Genomic DNA, 19,136 nt, shown 5'->3' with positions numbered 1-19,136 from the left:
CGCCGCTGCTCGCGGGCTTCCCTGTCGATCATGGTCATCAGTGTCGTCCTTTCGTAAGAAGCCGACACCCCTTACACACACCATCTGACACCCTCCGATCCGCCGCGGCGCAACCGTTGCGCGAGGACCACCGGCGCCGACACGGTCGTAGCCGCCGTCGCGAGGAGCGCGTTCAGTCCGCGCACCCCGGAGTACCCGAACCCGGCGCCCTGCTTCTGATGCCCGTGGACCTCGATGATCGTGTCGTCGACATCGACGAACACGTATCCGTTGTCGGCCTCCTGCGCCAGCAGCGATGCGTGCCCTGTGAGGTTGCGGAGGAACCGAGCGGCGACCGCGTCGAGCTGGCGGACGTGACCGAAGGTGAACGCCCGCAGGAACGAGCCCAGCGTCGAGGGCGCGTACAGCTTGGCGAAGAGCTTGCGCATGCCGCCGTGGCGGAGCAGGGCCATATCGTCGATCGAGTCCGCACCCGCGACCATGCCGCCCACCAGCGAAGCGACCTTCAGCCCTGCGTTCGCACCCTTGTCCGTCGGGACACTCAACCGCTCGTCGGCGAGCTTGCGCAGGCCGGCCCGCTCGGCCAGGCGCATCAGCGGGACCAGCCCCGCAGCCGACACGAGATTCGGGTCATCGAATGAGACTGACACCGCCGCCGGAGCATGTTTGAATTGCATCTACGAGATGCCTCTCTGATCGGTAAAACGGAACTCTGAACAAGTCCCATTTTCCCCTGATCCGGGAGGCATTCTCGGCGTAACGCGCCGCCAAAACCTCAACCCTCATCGGTGGATCGAGGCTTAAACCGGGGCCGGTTCGCGGTGGGCGCGATTCGCGCGGACGATGGCGACGGCGTCGACTGCTCCGTGCATCCCGATCAGAAGGAGCGCCGCGATCGGCGGCCAGCCGAGCGAGGCGATCAGGAATGCGCCGCCGATGATCGTCAAATGCAGCACGAAAATGCGCGGGTAAGCGCTCATCATGAGGGCGCCGCCGCGCTTCGGGCCGAGGGGGCCGAACGCCGCCATTGCCAGCTGGATTAGGCCGCCGACCGCGAATACGAGGAAGACGCCGAGCCAGTCGATCGTGGCGAGGCTGAGGGCGTCGGGGCCGGCGAGGGAATTCCCGTCGTTGCTCGCGCCCATGCTGAACGCGCCGGCCGCGATCGAGAAGACGAAGACGCCGTGGCCGATCGTGAAGAGTCCGTAGTGGAAGCAGAAGAAGATCGTCATGCCGATCACCGCGATCGGGCCGGGGTTGATCGGGCGGCCGTTGATGACCAGCGGGTCGGTGCCCGGGTCGGCGATCGTGCGCAGCATGCGGATCACCATCGCGACGCCCAGCGCCACGTTCTCGAGCCAGTACAAGATGATCACCTCGCGCCAATCCCAGCCGAAGAAGAGCACGCCGGCGATGGGGAGCAGCGTGTAGATCGCGATCGTGAGGATGCGCGGGGCTAGGCGGGTGGGGGCGGCTTCCGGTGCGGGGGTGGTGGTTTCGTCGGGCGTCTGTACTGGGTTCGCGGGCTGCGCGGATGCTGTCGGGTGCGTGTTCGCGTCGTCGCCGGTGGTCACGGGGCTGATTCTGGCACCGGGTGCTCGCTCCTCCACAGAGGCGAGTTCAAAAACCTTTCCACGAGCTTGCCTCGCACTCTGTACATACGTTCGATCAATTGAGACAATAGAACATGCCCAATTCGAACGCAGTACTCACCTCGACGCTCGTCGCGTCGCTGGTGGAAACGGAGCAGCCGTTCGCTGCTCCGGCGGTCGACGGGCTGAGCGATGACGAGCTGATCTCGCTGCAGCGGTTGCTCGCTGAGGTGCGGCGACGGGCTGACGCCGCGGCGGCGTCGGTGGCCGCGGCGGTCGCGTACCGCTCACGGCACGAGCTCGGCCACGATGGGCTCGCTCAGCGGCTTGGGGCTCGCACCCCGCAGAAGTTGGTGCAGACCCTCACCGGCGGCAGCGCGCGTGATGCCGCCGCGCTCGTGCGGGTCGGCTCGCTACTCGACGCGCAGGCCGAAGCCGAGGCGCAGGCCGCTGACGAAGCGGCCGGTGTTGCCCCGGCCGAGTCACGCCAGCCGCGCCGACCGTGGCTCGACTGCGTCACCGACGCTGTCTCCCGCGCGCAGTTGACGATCGAGCAGGCGTCGGCGATCCAGGTCGGGCTCGGCGAGCCGGATACCGGGGCGTGCACGCATCCGTCGCATCGTGAGCCGACAAACTCCGGTGATGGCACATCGCACGTGTGCACCATGGTGACCGCGGCGCAGTTAGCCGAGGCCGCCCGCGCGCTGGTCGCGTGCGCGCCCGCCGTGACGGTCGAGCAGCTCGCCGCCCGCGCCCGCGAAGCCCGCGCCGTGCTCGATGCCGACGCTGACGTCGAACGCGCCGCCGAGGCCGAGCAGGCCCGCCGCGACCGCCGGTACCTCTACCTGACCCAGCAGCCCGACGGCATGACGCGACTGTCCGGGCTGCTCGACCCCGAATCCGCCGCGCTGGTGCGCTCCGCGATCGACGGAGCCACCTCACCCCGCCGCGGAGGTCCGCGCTTCGTCAGCGAAACCGAGATCGAACGCGCCGAGCGCATCATCAACGACACCCGCACCACCGAGCAGATCGCCGTCGACGCGCTCGTCGAACTCGTGCGCATCGGCGGCCACGTCGCCCCCACCGAAGTCATCGGCGTCGCCCCGCCCGCCGTGCAGGTGATCGTCGCCGAACGCGACCTGCGCGCCGGCGCCGGCCTCGCCCGCGTCGAAGGCCAGAGCGAACCGGTCAGCGTCGCCACCGCCGAGCGGCACCGCTGCACCGCCGGAACCCTCGCCGTCGTCGTCGACGACGCCGGAGACGTGCTCAGCCTCGGCCGCGAAATCCGCCTCTACACGCGCCGCCAGCGCCTCGCGCTCGCCGCCCGCGACGGAGGGTGCCGCTTCCCCGGCTGCGAGCGGCCGCCCTCCTGGACGGAAGCCCACCACATCACCGAATGGATGCACGGGGGCAGAACCGACATCGCCAACGGAATCCTGCTCTGCCGCCACCACCACCTGCTGCTGCACAACAACGGCTGGCAGATCGAACGGCACCCCGACACCGGCTTCGCCTTCCGGCCACCGCCCGGCGTCGACCCCAGCCGAACACCGATACCCGCGCCGACAAAAAGCAGGGTGCTCCCCCGCGCGATCTGAGTGAGAGAACGCCGCAGTGGCAGTGAGCCAGGCCCAATGGGAGCCGGGCCAAACGCGAGACGAAGGACGCCGGGTGCTCTAGCCCAGCTGCGGGGCCTTCGACCAGAGCGGGCCGCCCCAGTCGGACTCCAGCAGCTGCTCGACCGCCGCGCCCACCTGGTACAGCCGCGCATCGTGCCGCGCCGGAGCCATGATCTGCAGCCCCGTCGGCAGCCCGTCCTCCGGCGCGAGCCCCATCGGCAGGCTCATGCCCGGCACGCCCGCCAGGTTCGCCGGAATCGTCGTCACGTCGTTCAAGTACATCGCCAGCGGGTCATCCAGCTTCTCGCCGAACCGGAACGCCGTGGTCGGCGCCGCCGGCGACACGAGCACGTCCGCCTGCGTGAAGCACGCATCAAAGTCTCGCTGAATCAGCGTGCGCACCTTCTGCGCACTGCCGTAGTAGGCGTCGTAGTAGCCCGCCGACAGCGCGTACGTGCCCAAAATGATGCGACGCTTCACCTCCGGCCCGAAGCCGGCCTCGCGGGTGGCGGCCATGACGTCCTCGACGGTTCCGCCGGCCACGTCCACGCGCATCCCGAAGCGCACCGAGTCGAACTTCGCCAGGTTGCTCGACGCCTCCGCCGGCAAAATCAGGTAGTAGGCGGCGATCGCGTACTGGAAGTGCGGGGCGCTGACCTCGACGATCTCCGCGCCCGCCGCCGACAGCTTCTCGAGCGTCTCGTGGAAGCGCTGACGCACGCCCGGCTGGAAGCCCTCGCCGTCCAGGTCGGTGACGACGCCGACGCGGAGGCCCTTCAGCACATCGCCGGTGAGCCCCTCACGGGCGGCGGCGGTCATCGACGGCCAGGCATCCGGGATGCTCGTCGCATCGCGCGGATCGTGCCCGCCGATCGCGTCGTGCAAGAGCGCCGCGTCGAGCACCGTGCGCGACACCGGCCCCACCTGGTCGAGCGAGCTCGCCAGCGCGATCGCGCCGTACCGGCTCACCCCGCCGTAGGTGGGCTTCACACCGACCGTGCCGGTGACGGCGCCGGGCTGGCGGATCGAGCCGCCCGTGTCGGAGCCGAGCGCGAACGGCGCCTCGAACGCGGCCACCGCGGCCGCCGAGCCACCGCCCGAACCGCCCGGGATCCGCGTCAGATCCCACGGGTTCTTGGTCGGCCCGTAGGCCGAAAACTCGGTGGAGGAGCCCATCGCGAATTCGTCCATGTTCGTCTTGCCGAGCGGCACCATGCGGGCGGCGCGCAGGCGCGCGACGACGGTCGCGTCGTACGGCGGCACCCAGCCCTCGAGAATCTTCGAGCCCGACGTCGACGGCATGTCGAGCGTGCACAGCACGTCCTTGATGGCGACCGGAACGCCCGCCAGTTCGGGCAGCGCGTCGCCGGCGGCGCGGTCGGCGTCGACCTGCGCGGCGACGTCGAGGGCCTGCTCGCTCACGTGCAGGAATGCGTGCACGTCACCGTCAACGGCCGCGATGCGGTCGAGGTGCGCCTGCGTGACCTCGACGGCGCTCACCTCGCCCGCCGAAAGACGGTGTGCCAGGTCGGCGGCGGTCGCGTGGATCAGCTCTGCGCTCACTGCTCCTCCCCCAGGATCGCGGTGACGCGGAAGCGGGTGCCGTCGCTGTCGGGGGCGCCGGCGAGCGCCTCGGCGGTCGTGAGGGGCGTGCCGGGCTCGTCGACGCGCATCCCACCGGTCAGCGGAATCGGGTGGCTCGTCGCCGGAACGTCGTCGCCCGCGACCTGCTGCACGGTCGCGACGGCGTCGACGATCGCTCCCAGTTCGGTCGTCAGCGACGCGATCTCGTCCTCGGTGAGGGCGATACGCGCGAGCGACGCGAGATGGCGCACGCTCTCGGGCGTGATTTCAGACATGCACGACTCCAGCCGTTGGCGGTCGATCGAGGGGATGCCCGCGAGCGGCGGGCCGACCCGACCATCCTACTGAGGGCTCGCGGGAGGAACGGGCGCGCGGGAGCTCGGGGCGGCGGCCGGGGCGCGGGGAAGCCGGGGCGGCAGCAAGGGTTGTGCGAGGGAAGTGGGCGGAAGGGGTGCGAGGGCGGAAGGGGTGCGAGGGCGGGCACGCTCCGGCTGCGCGGCGGGCGAGCAGGCGGCCCTCCCCCAACGTTTTGGTGTCGGCGCACGTCTGAAGGGATAGAAGCGCACCCGACCGGGTGCTCCCGCCGAAAGGAACGGCCATGACTTTCCGAACTCGCACCGCCCCAATCGCGCGGATCGCGCTCGCTGCGACCGCCGGCATGCTCGCGATGGGGCTCGCCGGATGCGCGGCCAGCGCATCCGCTGACAGCTCCGCCCCCGACGGCACCTGGATGCTCGTGAGCGCCAGCGACGCGAACGGTCCCCTTCCCGTTGACGCCGGCCCCGTCACCCTCGTCATCAACGACGGCGGCGTCGGCGGCGAAGTGTGCAACTCGTACGGCGGCAACGTCACCGGCACGGTCGGTCGGACCTCGGCCGGCGAGATCGCCATCAGCGAGGTGTTCAGCACCATGATGTGGTGCGAGGCCGACGGCCTTATGGACCTCGAGAGCCGCTACGTCCGCGCCCTCCAGTTGGCGACGAAGGCGCAGCTCATCGAGGGTGCACTGGTGCTCGCCGGTGACGACGTGCGTCTGCGCTTCGAGCGCGGGTAGGGACGCGCTCTACGCGGAGCGGCACTCGCTTTCGCCCGTGATCGTCATCGCCGTCTCACTCACCCGAAACAGCAGCAGCTCCCCGGCCGGCGTCTCGGCACGCACCTCGACCACGTCGCCGATCTCGGAGACGGTCGTGCGCATCCCGGAGTCGGTGAAGTGGCGTTGCATGCGCCCGGCGGCCTCCTCGATGCCGTCGCCCGGCGCCGGGCCGGTGCGCAGAGCCGGGATGCGCGCCCCCGTCACCCACAGCGGGATCGCGCACTCGCGCGGACTCGGGTCGTCCTTCACCTGCCAGGTTCCGCCCGCGGCATGCTGCGCCGCGTCGACGAGGGTGATGAAGCGGTCGCGGGCCTGCTGGTCGGTGACGTCCGTGGTGGGCGACAGTGCGCATCCGCTGAGAAGGAGGGCCGCCGCGACGACGGACGCGACCGTGCGGGGCAACGCGCGTGCGGGGGGCATGGGACTCCATTGGTGACCGGTCGAAGCACGGTAGCACCGGGGCGCGGCCGGCGGGCAGAGTGCTGACAGGTCAGTACGTGAGCGCGTAGTCGAGGGTGCGCAGGGCGTCGGTGCTCGTGCCGTCGGTGACGAGCTCGCCGCGGTCGATGGCGATGAGGGCGAGGTTGCGCATCGACTCGGTTCCGGGGCCGAAGTAGGAGTTGTGGCCGGTCGAGCCTTCGAGCACGCGGTTGGTGATGACGTCGATGCCGCCGGCGACGTTCATGGCGCGGGCGCCGAAGTCGGACGAGCCCGGGTCGAGGCCGAAGAACGACGAGTTCGGGATCGGATCCCACGCTGCCTCGCCGACGAAGACATCGCCGCGCACGTTCAGCGTGGCAACGCTCGCGCCGGGGGCGCCCGGCGAGCCGATCATCGCGAGGGCGTCGACGGTTGCGGAGGTTTCGGTGAGAGCGAGCATCGCGGCCGTCGACCCGTACGAGTGGGCGAGCAGCGACAGGTAGGGGGCGTTGTCCCCGCGGAGGGTCTGCAGGCCAAGCACGGCGGAGGCGATCGCATCGCGGCCCTCGTAGGCGAGGTCGAGGCTTCCGACGTTCAGCAGGTGCGGGGTTTGGTAGCCGATCCAGGCGACGGTGGCGACGGTGGGGGTGGATGCGTCGGTGTCGCTGGATGCATCGGTTGCGGTGGGTGCGCCGGTCGCGCTACTCGCGCTGCTCGCGCCGGTCGCGCTGTCGAGCAGCGTCAGCCAGGTGACCTGCTCGTCGTGCAGTCGGGCCGCGGTGTCGACCCACTCCACCATGCTCTGCTGAACGCTGATGAACATGCCCGGCACGATGTAGCTGACGTAGTCGGCGGTGGCGAGGTCACCGACGACGATCGCCGCCTTGCCCTGACCGTCGACGTCGAGGCTGATGAGCTGGCGCGGAGGGTTCGCGGTGGCGGGGCCGAGCGCGTCGAGCACCGAGTAGAGCATCTGCAGTTGCTCGCGCTGCTGCAGCCGCTCGGAAGCTCCGAGGCTCATCGGGTCGGCGAGTTCGAGGGCGTTCACGACAGAGCGTAGGTGCGACCGGTTGGCCATGTCGCGCATGACATACGGCACGCCGTCGAGGTTGCCGACGAGGCGCGGGGCGGCGCTCACGAGGCTGAGCTGGGTCGCGGCGTCGAGGTTCGACCACCAGCGGTCGACCTGGCGTGGGGCCGGCGGCCGAGCGAGGGTGCGCTCGACCAGCTGCGGGTTGGCGGCCAGGACCCGGGCGGTTTCGGCGGCGGGGAGGGCGCCGAGTCCGCGCAGAAGCTGGGTTCCTCGGGTGGAAGTGAGACGACTGAGGTCGGGGATCGCCGCGAAGGCCGGCGTGGCGGAGGACGATGCGGGGGCAGATGCGGGGGCAGATGCGGGCGCGGAAGCGAGGGTGCTGGCCGCCTCGGGAAGCGATGCGAGGGGGCCGAGGGCGTGGGGGGCCGCGGCCTGAACGATGCTTGCCGACTGCTCAGGGCGGGGGTGTTCGAGCGCGGTTGAGGGCCCCGCCGCCGCCAGTACGGTCAACGAGGCGATGATTGCCGCTGCGGCATCGACCACCACGCGAGATTCCCCTCAGCCGCCGAATGATCGGGCTACCCCTGCATGGGTCACACGGCGTTCCCTCAGAGTAAGCGAATTACCCCACTTATGGGGGATTTTTTTCGAGAAGCTCCCAGGCTTCACGCAACGGTTACACGGAGGAAACCGAAGAACGGTGTGTTGCAGGTGGGGAGGGAGGGGTCAGTGTGGTCGGTCACGGCCTGTGGAACGTGTGGCTGGAGGGGTCAGTGTGGTCGATCACGGCCCGTGGAAGGTGTGGCTGGAGGGGTCAGTGTGGTCGATCACGGCCCGTGGAAGGTGTGGCTGGAGGGGGCCAATGCGGCGGTCTGCGACGCCGCTGGAGAGGCGTAGGGCATGGTGACGGACCTGTCCGCGGTGGCGCAGCCGCCCGCTGCCGGTCGCGTCGCTACTCCGTGGCTGTGGTTGCGCTCCCCAGCGCGTCGGGGCCCTCGCTGACGAGAACCGCGAACTGCGCCGCGTCGATGATGCGCACGCCCAGCTGCTCGGCCTTCGCGAGCTTCGAGCCGGCTCCGGGCCCCGCCGCGACGAAGTCGGTCTTCTTGCTCACGCTGGAGGCCGCCTTGCCGCCGGCGGCGATGATCGCCTCCTGCGCCTCCTCGCGCGTGAAGCCCTCCAACGACCCGGTCGCGACGACCGTCAGCCCCTCGAGCACTCCCCCGCGCGCGGCCGCGCCCGGCCCCGGATGGCCCGGCGTCGCCCACTGCACACCCGCGGCCGCCCAGCGCTCCACGATCTCGACGTGCCAGTCGACCGCGAACCAGTCGATCAGCGCTTCGGCGATGATCGGCCCGACGCCGTCGACGGCGCCGAGCTCCTCGGCCGAGGCGGCGCGGATCGCCTCGAGCGACCCGAAGTGGTCGGCGAGGGCCCGCGCCGCGACCGGGCCGACGTGCCTGATCGACAGCGACACGAGCATCCGCCAGAGGGGTTTCGTCCTCGCCTTCTCGAGCTCGTCGATGAGCTGCAGCGCGACCGCGCTCGGCTGCTCGCCGGTGAGCCCGTCGCGCTTCTCGGCCGCGGTCGGGTTGCGACGGAAGGGGCTGCGCCGTTTCGCCTCGCCGTCGTCGTCGAGCTTCGGCAGGCCCGTCTCGGCATCGGTGACGATGACCTCGATCGGCAGCAAGTCGTCGAGCGTCAGGTCGAACAGCGGCGCCTCGGTGTCGAGCGGCGGCGTCTCGGGCACGACCGGCTGGGTGAGGGCGGCCGCGCCGATCTCGCCGAGGCCCTCGATGTCGAGGGCGCCACGGCTGCCGATGTGTTCGACGCGTCCGCGCACCTGGGCGGGGCAGCTGCGCGCGTTCGGGCAACGCAGGTCGACGTCGCCCTCTTTCGCGGGGCGCAGCTCGGTGCCGCACTCGGGGCAGTGCGTCGGCATGACGAACTCGCGTTCGCTGCCGTCGCGCAGCTCGACGACGGGGCCGAGCACCTCGGGAATCACGTCGCCCGCCTTGCGGAGCACCACGGTGTCACCGATGAGCACGCCCTTGGCGCGCACGACGTCTTGATTGTGCAGGGTCGCCTGGCGCACGGTCGACCCGGCGACCCGCACCGGCTGCATGACGGCGAAGGGGGTGGCGCGGCCCGTGCGGCCGACGCTCACGACGATGTCGAGCAGTGTCGTGTTCACCTGCTCGGGCGGGTACTTGTAGGCGATCGCCCAGCGCGGCGCACGACTGGTCGCACCGAGCTCGCCGTGCAGCGCCAGCTCGTCGACCTTGACGACGACACCGTCGATCTCGTGCTCGACGGAGTGCCGGCGTTCGCCGTAGTGGGCGACGTACTCGAGCACCCCCTCAACGCCGTCGACGACGCGAACGTTGTCGCTCGTCGGCAGCCCCCACTCGCGCAGCAGCGTGTACACCTCGCTTTGGGCGGCCACCGGCGGGGTGGGCCAGGCGCCGATGCCGTGCACGAGCATGCGCAGGCGCGACAGCCGGTCGTCCATGCGCTCGAGCTGGGCCGCGTTCTTGCCTTCGGCCTTCTGCCGCAGCGAGCCGCTCGCCGCGTTGCGCGGGTTCGCGAACTCGCGCTCGCCGGCCTCGCGCTGTCGCTCGTTCAGCTCGTCGAAGGCCCTCTTCGGCAGGTACACCTCGCCGCGCACCTCGACGAGCGCGGGCGGGTCGTCGGTCGCGAGGCGCTGCGGGATGCCCGCAATACGCACCGCATTCTCGGTCACGTCTTCGCCGACCACGCCGTCACCGCGGGTCGCGGCGCTGACGAGGCGCCCGTTCTCGTAGCGCAGGTTGAGGGCGAGCCCGTCGATCTTCAGTTCGCACAGCCAGGCGACCGGGCGCCCGGCGTCGCGGTCGACCTTCGCCGCCCAGGCGGCGAGCTCGTCGTCGGTGAAGGCGTTGTCGAGGCTCAGCATGCGCTCGGCGTGCTCGACCGGCGCAAAGAGGGTGGTCTCGGCGCGGCCGCCGACGGTCTGGGTGGGGCTGTCGTGGCTCTGCAGTTCGGGGTGCGCGTGTTCGAGCGCTTCGAGGCGCGCGATCATGGCGTCGTAGCTCGCGTCGTCTTCGATGACCTGGTCGCGCTGGTAGTACGCCTCGCGCAACTCGAGGATGCGCTCGGTCAGCGCGGTCGCCTCGGCGCGCGCGGCGTCGAGGTCGTCGGGCACGGGGTCGGTCGGCGAGCGGAAGGCGTTCTCGGCGGTCACGCCGAAAGTGTAGGGGCGAGGCCCGACGCGCAGCCGGGAGGCGTGCAGGTGACGCTCAGGCGGTGACAGGGACGGCGCTCACGGTGCGGTCGATCGTGCACTGGCCGAGAACCCGCGTGCCGACGTAGACGACCGCGGTCTGGCCGGGCGCGACGCCCATGAGCGGCTCGTCGACGCGCACCACCAGCTCAAGCGCGCCAGCGTTGCCAGCGTTGCCTGCGTCGTCGCCCTCGCTAGCGTCGCCACGCTCGGCACCGTCGCCGCGATCGCCGCTCGTCGCGCTTACGACCTGCGCGACCGCCGGCACCGGGTCGGCGTGCGCGCGCACCTGCACTTTGCAGGCGAACTCGGAGACGCGACCGCGAGCATCCCCCGCGGCGATGCCGCTCGCGACCGGGTCGAGCCCCGCCCACGTGAAGCGGGCGCCGGCGAGCTCGCGAATCGCGAGCGCCTCCTTCGGGCCGACGACGACCGTGTTCTCTTTCGGCCGCACCTCGAGCACGAAGCGCGGGCGCCCGTCAGGCGCGGGACGACCGAGGTTCAGGCCGCGGCGCTGGCCGACCGTGAAGCTGGTGGCGCCGTCGTGCTCGCCGAGGGCCGCACCCTCGCGGTCGACGATGAGCCCCTGGCGGGGCGGGATGCGCTCCCCCAGCCACGCGCGCGTGTCACCGTCCGGGATGAAGCAGATGTCGTGACTGTCGGGCTTCTGCGCGACCGACAACCCGCGGGCGGCCGCCTCGGCACGCACCTCCGCCTTCGACGGGGTCGTTCCGAGCGGGAACATCGCGTGCGCGAGCTGCCCGCTCGTGAGCACGCCGAGCACGTAGGACTGGTCTTTCGCCTCGTCGCCCGCGCGGTGCAGCTCGCGGTTGCCGTTCTCGTCGGTGACGATGTGCGCGTAGTGGCCGGTGACGACGGCGTCGAAGCCAAGGGCGAGCGCCTTCTCGAGCACCGCGGCGAACTTGATGCGCTCGTTGCAGCGCATGCACGGGTTCGGAGTGCGGCCGGCCGCGTACTCGTCAATGAAGTCGTTCACGACGTCGTCGGCAAAGCGCTCCGAGAAGTCCCACACGTAAAAGGGGATGCCGAGCTTCTCGGCGGCGCGGCGCGCGTCGAGCGAGTCTTCGATCGTGCAGCAACCGCGGCTGCCGGTGCGCAGCGTGCCCGGCATGCGGCTGAGCGCCAGGTGCACGCCGACGACCTCGTGGCCGGCGTCGACGGCGCGCGCGGCGGCCACCGCGGAGTCGACCCCGCCACTCATCGCCGCCAGAACACGCATACCTACAAGGGTACGCGGGGCCCGCAAATCGGCAGGGGGATGCGCGGCGCGACTACCTGGGTAAGCGCACGGCCTCGCGGTGGTGGCGTGGCGTCGCGGTGGTAGCGCGGCGTCGTCCGGGTCACCGCCCGAGCCGCGGCGTGCGGGCCGCGAGGCCGGCGGCGAGAGCCCGCTCGACGGCCGACGGCAAGGCGGCAAGCAGCCCGTCAATGTCGGCGGCCGTGGTTTCGGGGCCGAGGGTGATGCGCAGAGCGCCGCGAGCATCCGATTCGGAGACGCCCATCGCGAGCAGCACGTGCGACGGCTCGGGCACCCCGGCCTGGCAGGCCGACCCGGTCGAGACAGCGAAGCCCGCCTGGTCGAGCAAGAACAGCAGCGAGTCGCCCTCGGCGCCGGGCACGCGCAGGTGCACGGTTCCGGGCAGCGCGTCGCCGGTCGCCCCTTCGGCGAGCGCCCCCGACAGCACCGCCTGCGGCACCGATTCGCGGATGCCCGCGGCCAGCCGATCCCGCAGCGCACGCTTGTGGGCGGCGCGGCTCTCGAGGTCCGCGTGCGCGTGCTCGGCGGCGACGGCGAAGGCAACGGCCCCCGCGGCGTCCATGGTGCCGGCCCGTCCGCGCTGCTGGCCGCCGCCGTGCAGCAGCGGCTCGACGTCGACGCCGCGGCGGATCACGATCGCGCCCACCCCAACGGGCCCGCCGATCTTGTGGGCCGAGATCGACACGGCGCTGACGCCGGCCGGCAGCGGCGCGAGCGGCAGCTGCCCATAGGCGGCGATCGCGTCGACGTGAAGCGGCACCCCGTGGGCGGAAGCGAGCGCCGCGGCCTCGGTGACGGGCTGGAGGGTGCCGACCTCGTTGTTGGCGGCGAGCATGGTGACGAGCGCGACGGCGTCGCCGTGCGTGGCGAGGGCGTCCTCGAGGGCGTCAACGCGCATCCGACCGGCGGGGTCAACGGGGACAATGACGGCGCGGGCACCCGCGTTCGCGACCAGCCAGTCGACGGCGTCGAGGGTCGCGTGGTGTTCGGCGGCGGTGAGCAGGATCACGGGCCGGGCCACATCGCGCTGGCGGCGCCAGTAGAGCCCCTTGACGCCCGTGTTGACGGCCTCGGTTCCGCCGCCGGTGAGGGTGAGTTCGACCGCGTCGACGCCGAGGGTTGAGGCGATGCGCCCCCGGGCGTCGTCGAGCACGGCGCGCGCGGCCTGCCCCGCCGAGTGAATCGACGAGGGGTTGCCGACGACCGCGAGCGCGTCGGCGTAGGCCGCGCGCACCTCGGGCGGCATGGGTGAGGTGGCGGCGTGGTCGAGGTAGACGGTCAGGCGGGCCTCCTCTCGGTGGGGCGAATCGTGCGGAGTGCACGCGGTGTGCGAATCGTGATGCGCGGTGGTCAGTGAGCCCCGCGCGCACCGCTTAGCCTAGGCACATGACGGCCCGTGACTCCCTGCGCGCGCTCGGGGTGACACCGACCGACTCCGGCGGCGAGCTACGCGTCTGGAGCGCCTCCGCCTCGCGCATGGAGCTCTGCGTGCTCGACGCCAACGATCCGACGTGGATCGTGGAACGCGTGCCGATGCATCGCGGGCCCGGCAAGGTCTGGCACGCCGAGCATCCGCACCTCACCCCCGGCACGCGGTACTCGGTGCGCGCGCACGGGCACGACGGGCGACGCCACCGCTTCGACCCCGACCGCCACCTCATCGACCCCTACGCCAAGGGCCTCGTGCGCACCACCGACGGCGAGTGGCGCGCCTACGTGCAAGACACCCACTTCGACTGGGGCGGGGTGGGTAAGCCCCGCACGCCGCTCGACCGCACGGTCATCTACGAGGCCCACGTGAAGGGCCTCACGGCGATGAACCTCGAGTTGCCGCCCGAGCTGCGCGGCACCTATGCGGGGCTCGCCCACCCGGCGACGATCGCCTACCTGCACGACCTCGGCGTGACGGCCGTCGAGCTGCTGCCCATTCACCAGTCGGTGAGCGAGCAGCGCCTCATCGCGCAGGGCCTCACCAACTACTGGGGTTACAACACGCTGAACTTTTTCACCCCGCACGCTGCCTATGCGACGGCCGCCGCGCAGACGGGCGGGCCCGGCGCGATCCTGCGCGAAGTGAAGGGCATGGTGAAGCTCTTGCACGAGGCCGGCATTGAGGTGATCCTCGACGTCGTCTACAACCACACCGCCGAGGAGGGCATCGACGGCCCCACCTCGAGCCTGCGCGGCCTCGACGACCAGCACTTCTACAGGCAGGATGCACACGGCCACTACATCGACGTCACCGGCTGCGGCAACACGGTCGACTTCTCACTGCCCGCCGCGCAACGACTCGTACTCGACTCCCTCCGGTACTGGGCCGAGGAGGTGCAGATCGACGGCTTCCGCTTCGACCTGATGGCGACGCTCGGGCGCGACAAGCGCGCCGAATTCGACCCCGAGCATCCGCTGCTTCAGGCAATCCTGGACGACCCGGCGCTCGCCGACACAAAGATGATCGCCGAGCCGTGGGATGTCGGCATGGGCGGCTGGCAGGTCGGCAACTTCCCCAACGGCTACAGCGAGTGGAACGACGGCTTCCGCGACCGCGCCCGCGCGTTCTGGCTGACCGACGTGCGCGACGCCCGCGCCCACGGCTCGGCGCCCCACGGCATCGGGCCGCTCGCCCGCCGCATCACCGGCAGCGCCCACGTGTTCGCCGCCGAGCGCGGGCCGCTCGCGAGCGTCAACTTCGTCACCGCCCACGACGGCTTCACCCTCGCCGATCTGACGAGCTTCGACAACAAGCACAACCTCGGCAACGGCGAAGACAACCGCGACGGCACCGACAACAACCGCTCGTACAACCACGGGCTCGAGGGGCCGACCGCCGAGCCGCAGATCCTCCGCGACCGGCGACGGGCCATGCGCAACCTGATGGGAACCCTGCTGCTCAGTGCGGGCATCCCGATGATCACCGCCGGGGATGAACGCGGCCGCACCCAGCGCGGCAACAACAACGCCTACTGCCACGACAGCGAGCTGACCTGGGTCGACTGGGACACCGCCGGGTGGCAGGAGGACCTGTACCGCGTGACCCGCAAGCTGATTCAGCTGCGGCGCGACAACCCGGCCCTGCGGCCCTCGCGCTACGGCCGCTTCGGCGAGACCGTGCCGAGCGCCACCCAGATGGACTGGTACAACAAGGCCGGCCAGTCGATGACGATGGACGACTGGGACTCGCCGTCAGAGCGCACCCTGCAGTACCTCGCCGCCTCGACGCCCGAGCACGAGGCGTTCAACCGGATTCTGTTGATCGTGCACGGCCTCGAGCAGCCCGTCACCGTGACCTTGCCGGCCCACGTCGGGGTCGACGGCTACACGCTCGTGTGGGATTCGGCCCACGACGACATCACCGGCATCGAGCGACACCACGTTCCCGGCGAGCGGCTCGAGGTGGGGCCGACGTCGATGCTGCTGTTCGTCGCCCATGGCGAGCAGGTGCCCGCGCCCGCTGCCGAGGACTCGGCCGAGACGGGCGACCCACACGCCCCCGAGAGCGATGGCTAAGGGCGCTTCCCCCGCGCCGGGAACCCCCGCGACGGTCGCGCTCGCGGCCGCCGGCATCGCCTTCACGGCGCGGCAGTACGCCCACGACCCGGCGTCGACGAACTTTGGGCTTGAGGCGGCGGAGGGACTCGGCGTCGAGCCGCAGCGGGTCTTCAAGACCCTGCTCGCCGACGTCGACGGCCAGCTCGTCGTCGGCATCGTGCCGGTGTCGACGACGCTCGACCTGAAGGCGCTCGCCCGCGCCCTCGGCCGCAAGAAGGCGGCGATGGCGGATGCTCGCCTCGCCGAACGTCGGACGGGCTACGTCGTCGGCGGCATCTCCCCCATCGGCCAAAAAACCGCGCACCCGACGGTCGTCGACGAGAGCGCGCTGCTGTTCGACACGGTGCTCGTGTCGGGCGGCCGCCGCGGGCTCGACATCGAGCTCGCCCCTGCCGACCTCATCGCGGTGACGGGCGCGACGGTCGCCGACATCGCCCGCTGAGTCGAGCGGGCTACTTCGCACGCGTCCAGCTCCCCCAGTCGTCCCGCACCCAGCGCTCGGGCGCATCGCTAACGTCCACGGCGTCGACGAACCAGCAGGTCTCGTGGGGGTTCCAGCCAGCGAGCACTGTCGCTGCGGTTCCTGACAGCGCACGCAGCGACTCGACTGGCGGCGTCATGCCGGTGACGTTGCCGCTGATCGATTCTCGGTACGGCGGTCGCGCCACGTGTCATGAGTCTCAACATGGCACCCGCCGCCGGCTGAGTTGCCCCGTGTGGTGCTTGCGCGCAATGACAGCGCGCCACACGGGGCAACTCAGCGCGGTGTCGAGCGAAACCGCCGCCGATGTCGCCCGCTAGCACAAACGCGACGGTCGCTGACGTCGCCCACTAAAGCGAGCGGGCAACGTCAGCGTTTACGACCGGCGTGTGCGGAGCCTCCAGTGTCAGTGCGCGACGGCGACGAGCCCGGTCTCGGCCCGGTTCGCGAGCAGGCCGTGGCGCGGCGTGACCTGCACGTTGTAGCCCCACGAGCCGGAGCGCTCGAGCGGCACCGTGCCGACGAACGTCGCGGGCTGGCCCAGCTCGTTCGAGTCGAGCACGAGCTCGCGGCGGTGCGTCTCGGCAAGGTCGTCGCCGGCGCCCGCGCGGCCGAACACGACCTCGACGAGCACCTCGCTCGGGTCAAGCTCGGCGAGCTGCACGTGGGCGCGCACCTTGAGCTCGTCGCCGACCTGCGGGCTCTGCACCCCGCCCGACTCGACGTGGGTGACGGCCACGTGGCCCCACTGCTGGGCGACGCGCGCCTTGAACGCGGCGAGGTCGCGCGCCGGCTGCAGGCCGTGCGCCGTGATCGTGCGGCGGCTGTGGGCAGCGGGCACGTAGAGGCGCTCGACGTACTCGCGCACCATGCGGTCGGCCGACAGCTCGGGGCTGAGCGTCGAAAGCGTGTGGCGGATCGACTGCAGCCAGCGGCGCGGCAGCCCGTCGGCGTCGCGCTCGTAGAAGCGCGGCGCGATCTGGTGCTCGACCAGGTCGTACATCGACTGCGCTTCGAGTGCGTCACGCTCAGCGCCATCGCCCGCGGCGTCGGCCGACGGGATCGCCCAGCCGTTTTCGCCGTCGTAGTACTCGTTCCACCATCCGTCGAGGATCGACAGGTTCAGCGAGCCGTTGAGCGCCGCCTTCATGCCCGACGTGCCGCAGGCCTCGAGCGGCCGCAGCGGGTTGTTGAGCCAGATGTCGGTGCCCGGGTAGAGCAGGCGCGCCATGGCGATGTCGTAGTTCGGCAGGAAGACGATGCGCTCGCGCACATCGGGATGCTGCGCAAACTTCACGAGGCGCTGAATGAGCGCCTTCCCCGCGTCGTCGGCGGGGTGCGACTTGCCGGCAATGACGAGCTGCACGGGCCGCTCGGGGTCGGTCAGGAGCGCCCGCAGCCGGTCCTGGTCGTGCAACATCAGCGTCAGGCGCTTGTAGGTCGGCACGCGACGCGCGAAGCCGATCGTCAGCACGTCGGGGTCGAGCACGTTGTGCATCCACGCCGGGGCGGTCGCACCGGGGTGTTCCTCCTCGAAGGCGGCGACGACGCGTTCGCGGGCGTCCTGCACGAGCTGTTCGCGCATCCGTCGACGCACCGACCAGAGATTGGCGTCGCTGACCGCGTCCGACGCCCAGTCGGCGGCGGCGGTGTCGTAGGTGCCGAGCTTCTCCTTCGCGAGCGCCATCATCATGGGGTCGGTCCAGGTCGGAGCGTGCACACCGTTCGTGACCGAGGTAATCGGCACGTCGTCTTGGTCGAAGCCCGGCCAGAGCTGGCCGAACATGCCGCGCGACACGTCCCCGTGCAACTGGGAGACACCGTTGGCGCGCTGTGCGAGGCGCAGCCCCATGACGGCCATGTTGAACACGCCGCTGTCGCCCGACGCGTAGTCTTCGGCGCCGAGGGCGAGCACATCGTGCACGTCAACGCCCGGCAGTAGGTCGGTCGAGAAGTACCGCTCGATGAGGCCGATGTCGAAGCGGTCGATACCCGCCGGAACCGGTGTGTGGGTCGTGAACAGGGTGCCGGCACGCACCACCTGCAGCGCCTCGGCGAAGGTCAGGCCCTCGGCGATGAGGTCACTGATGCGCTCAAGCCCCAGGAAGCCGGCGTGGCCCTCGTTGGTGTGGAAAACCTCGGGGGCCGCGGTGCCGGTGAGCTCGACGTAGCGGCCGACGGCACGCACTCCGCCGATGCCGAGCAGCAGCTCTTGCAGCAGGCGGTGCTCACCGCCGCCGCCGTACAGACGGTCGGTGACGCCGCGCAGATCGTCGCCGTTGTCGGGAATGTCGGTGTCGAGCAGCAGCAGCTCGACGCGGCCGACCTGCATCTTCCAGACGCGGGCGTACAGGGCGCGCCCCTCGGGCAGCGCGAGCGTGATGCGCACCGCGGTGCCGTCGTGCTCCTTCAGCATCTGCATCGGCAGGCCGTCGGGGTCAAGCACGGGGTAGCTCTCTTTTTGCCAGCCGTCGCGGTCGATGGCCTGGCGGAAGTAACCGGCCCGGTAGAACAGGCCGACGCCGATGAGGGGCACGCCGAGGTCACTCGCGCTCTTCAGGTGGTCGCCGGCGAGGATGCCGAGGCCGCCCGAGTACTGCGGAATCGCGCTGGCAATACCGAACTCGGGTGAGAAGTAGGCGATGCGCGCCGGGGCGTCGGCGAGGCCCTGGTACCAGCGCGGTTCGCGCAGGTACGCCTCCAGGTCGACGACGAGCCGCTCGGCCTCGGCGATGAACGCGCTGTCGTGAGCGAGCTCGTCGAGTCGGCTCGGCTCAACCGCGCCGAGCAGCGCGACCGGGTCGTGATCCAACTCGTTCCAGAGCGCCGGGTCGATTGACGCGAACAGACGCCGGGTGGGCTCATGCCACGACCAGCGCAGGTTGGCGGCGAGCTGGCCGACGGCGGCAAGCTCAGTCGGCAGTACGGTGCGGACGGTAAAACGGCGGATCGCCTTCACGCGGTAACTCCTCGGCCGGTGTCGAATGGGCGTGAGCCCAAGGGCCCAGCCTAAGCGAGGGGCGACCGTTTCGGGAACCGGTTCCATATTTGTGATCTGAGGATGCGCATCCCCCGTTAACGGGCTCTTCGTCATGAAGCGGGGGTGAGTGGTTCGGGCGTGCCGGTGGCGGGGCCTTCCAGGATGGAAGTTCCTACGCTCCCCACCTGGAAGGCCCCTCGTGTCCCACCCTAGATCGGGGTGCGCATCGTGCGCGCCTGCT

The 19,136-nt window shown here is 70.9% G+C and carries 14 protein-coding genes and 1 pseudogene; 4 read left to right on the top strand and 11 right to left on the bottom strand.

Annotation, left to right across the window (positions count from 1 at the left end):
- Nucleotides 1-101: 101 nt before the first annotated feature.
- Both EV140_RS00450 and EV140_RS00445 read right to left on the bottom strand, forming a co-directional pair.
- Nucleotides 102-677, bottom strand: a pseudogene (locus EV140_RS00450) (transposase family protein); the annotation flags it as partial.
- Between the two features lie 123 nt (nucleotides 678-800).
- A complete protein-coding gene (locus tag EV140_RS00445; RefSeq protein WP_130279994.1) occupies nucleotides 801-1,574 on the bottom strand; it encodes a DUF6498-containing protein in 774 nt (257 codons plus the stop codon).
- Nucleotides 1,575-1,687: 113 nt separating this feature from the next.
- On the opposite strand from EV140_RS00445, the gene EV140_RS00440 reads away from it, so the two are divergent.
- Nucleotides 1,688-3,190 (top strand): HNH endonuclease signature motif containing protein, encoded by a 1,503-nt coding sequence (locus EV140_RS00440; RefSeq protein WP_130279992.1) that lies wholly within the window; start codon nucleotides 1,688-1,690, stop codon nucleotides 3,188-3,190.
- A gap of 78 nt (nucleotides 3,191-3,268) precedes the next feature.
- Here EV140_RS00440 and gatA read toward each other — a convergent pair whose 3' ends face one another.
- Nucleotides 3,269-4,774, bottom strand: coding sequence for an Asp-tRNA(Asn)/Glu-tRNA(Gln) amidotransferase subunit GatA (gene gatA / locus EV140_RS00435; protein WP_130279990.1), 1,506 nt, complete (start codon nucleotides 4,772-4,774; stop codon nucleotides 3,269-3,271).
- Nucleotides 4,771-5,070, bottom strand: coding sequence for an Asp-tRNA(Asn)/Glu-tRNA(Gln) amidotransferase subunit GatC (gene gatC, locus EV140_RS00430; protein WP_130279988.1), 300 nt, complete (start codon nucleotides 5,068-5,070; stop codon nucleotides 4,771-4,773). Before gatC ends, gatA begins: the two co-directional genes overlap by 4 nt.
- 323 nt (nucleotides 5,071-5,393) lie before the next feature.
- Between gatC and EV140_RS00425 the strand changes: the two genes are divergently transcribed.
- Nucleotides 5,394-5,849: an META domain-containing protein gene (locus EV140_RS00425; RefSeq protein ID WP_130279986.1), complete on the top strand. Its 456-nt coding sequence runs from the start codon at nucleotides 5,394-5,396 to the stop codon at nucleotides 5,847-5,849.
- A 9-nt stretch (nucleotides 5,850-5,858) separates the two neighbouring features.
- Here EV140_RS00425 and EV140_RS00420 read toward each other — a convergent pair whose 3' ends face one another.
- From EV140_RS00420 to EV140_RS00400, 5 genes are all read right to left on the bottom strand, one after another.
- Entirely contained in the window at nucleotides 5,859-6,311 is a 453-nt protein-coding gene (locus EV140_RS00420; protein ID WP_130279984.1) for a hypothetical protein, read from the bottom strand.
- 70 nt (nucleotides 6,312-6,381) lie between these two features.
- The gene (locus EV140_RS00415) at nucleotides 6,382-7,890 is read right to left on the bottom strand and encodes an alpha/beta hydrolase (protein WP_130279982.1); all 1,509 of its coding nucleotides are present in this window, start codon (nucleotides 7,888-7,890) and stop codon (nucleotides 6,382-6,384) included.
- A 406-nt stretch (nucleotides 7,891-8,296) separates the two neighbouring features.
- On the bottom strand, nucleotides 8,297-10,567 hold the full coding sequence (gene ligA, locus EV140_RS00410; protein ID WP_241971219.1) for an NAD-dependent DNA ligase LigA: 2,271 nt from the start codon (nucleotides 10,565-10,567) through the stop codon (nucleotides 8,297-8,299).
- 55 nt (nucleotides 10,568-10,622) lie between these two features.
- Complete coding sequence (gene mnmA, locus EV140_RS00405) at nucleotides 10,623-11,846, bottom strand: tRNA 2-thiouridine(34) synthase MnmA (protein WP_130279980.1); 1,224 nt, start codon at nucleotides 11,844-11,846, stop codon at nucleotides 10,623-10,625.
- A 121-nt stretch (nucleotides 11,847-11,967) separates the two neighbouring features.
- Complete coding sequence (locus EV140_RS00400; RefSeq protein ID WP_130279978.1) at nucleotides 11,968-13,167, bottom strand: cysteine desulfurase family protein; 1,200 nt, start codon at nucleotides 13,165-13,167, stop codon at nucleotides 11,968-11,970.
- A 104-nt stretch (nucleotides 13,168-13,271) separates the two neighbouring features.
- Between EV140_RS00400 and glgX the strand changes: the two genes are divergently transcribed.
- Together glgX and ybaK are read left to right on the top strand one after the other, a co-directional pair.
- Nucleotides 13,272-15,392, top strand: coding sequence for a glycogen debranching protein GlgX (gene glgX, locus EV140_RS00395; protein WP_130279976.1), 2,121 nt, complete (start codon nucleotides 13,272-13,274; stop codon nucleotides 15,390-15,392).
- Nucleotides 15,385-15,876 carry a Cys-tRNA(Pro) deacylase gene (gene ybaK, locus EV140_RS00390; RefSeq protein WP_130279974.1) on the top strand — a complete coding sequence of 164 codons (492 nt, stop codon included), beginning with the start codon at nucleotides 15,385-15,387 and terminating at the stop codon, nucleotides 15,874-15,876. Before glgX ends, ybaK begins: the two co-directional genes overlap by 8 nt.
- A gap of 10 nt (nucleotides 15,877-15,886) precedes the next feature.
- On the opposite strand, the gene EV140_RS00385 is transcribed toward ybaK, so the two are convergent.
- Both EV140_RS00385 and glgP read right to left on the bottom strand, forming a co-directional pair.
- The gene (locus EV140_RS00385; protein WP_130279972.1) at nucleotides 15,887-16,102 is read right to left on the bottom strand and encodes a hypothetical protein; all 216 of its coding nucleotides are present in this window, start codon (nucleotides 16,100-16,102) and stop codon (nucleotides 15,887-15,889) included.
- Nucleotides 16,103-16,321: 219 nt separating this feature from the next.
- A complete protein-coding gene (gene glgP / locus EV140_RS00380; protein WP_130279970.1) occupies nucleotides 16,322-18,874 on the bottom strand; it encodes an alpha-glucan family phosphorylase in 2,553 nt (850 codons plus the stop codon).
- Between the last annotated feature and the right edge of the window lie 262 nt (nucleotides 18,875-19,136).

The organism is Microcella alkaliphila (assembly GCF_004216855.1).
In the GTDB taxonomy this organism is placed as follows: Bacteria; Actinomycetota; Actinomycetes; order Actinomycetales; family Microbacteriaceae; genus Microcella; species Microcella alkaliphila.
The sequence above is the reverse complement of the archived record's forward strand: the minus strand, read 5'-3'. Positions and strand labels throughout refer to the sequence as shown.

Excerpts from the sequence above, each read along its gene's own strand:
- EV140_RS00440 (WP_130279992.1), top strand. The coding sequence starts at position 1,688 with ATGCCCAATTCGAACGCAGTACTCACCTCGACGCTCGTCGCGTCGCTG.
- mnmA (WP_130279980.1), bottom strand. The coding sequence starts at position 11,846 with ATGCGTGTTCTGGCGGCGATGAGTGGCGGGGTCGACTCCGCGGTGGCC.
- glgX (WP_130279976.1), top strand. The coding sequence starts at position 13,272 with ATGACGGCCCGTGACTCCCTGCGCGCGCTCGGGGTGACACCGACCGAC.
- ybaK (WP_130279974.1), top strand. The coding sequence starts at position 15,385 with ATGGCTAAGGGCGCTTCCCCCGCGCCGGGAACCCCCGCGACGGTCGCG.
- EV140_RS00425 (WP_130279986.1), top strand. The coding sequence starts at position 5,394 with ATGACTTTCCGAACTCGCACCGCCCCAATCGCGCGGATCGCGCTCGCT.
- gatC (WP_130279988.1), bottom strand. The coding sequence starts at position 5,070 with ATGTCTGAAATCACGCCCGAGAGCGTGCGCCATCTCGCGTCGCTCGCG.
- EV140_RS00420 (WP_130279984.1), bottom strand. The coding sequence starts at position 6,311 with ATGCCCCCCGCACGCGCGTTGCCCCGCACGGTCGCGTCCGTCGTCGCG.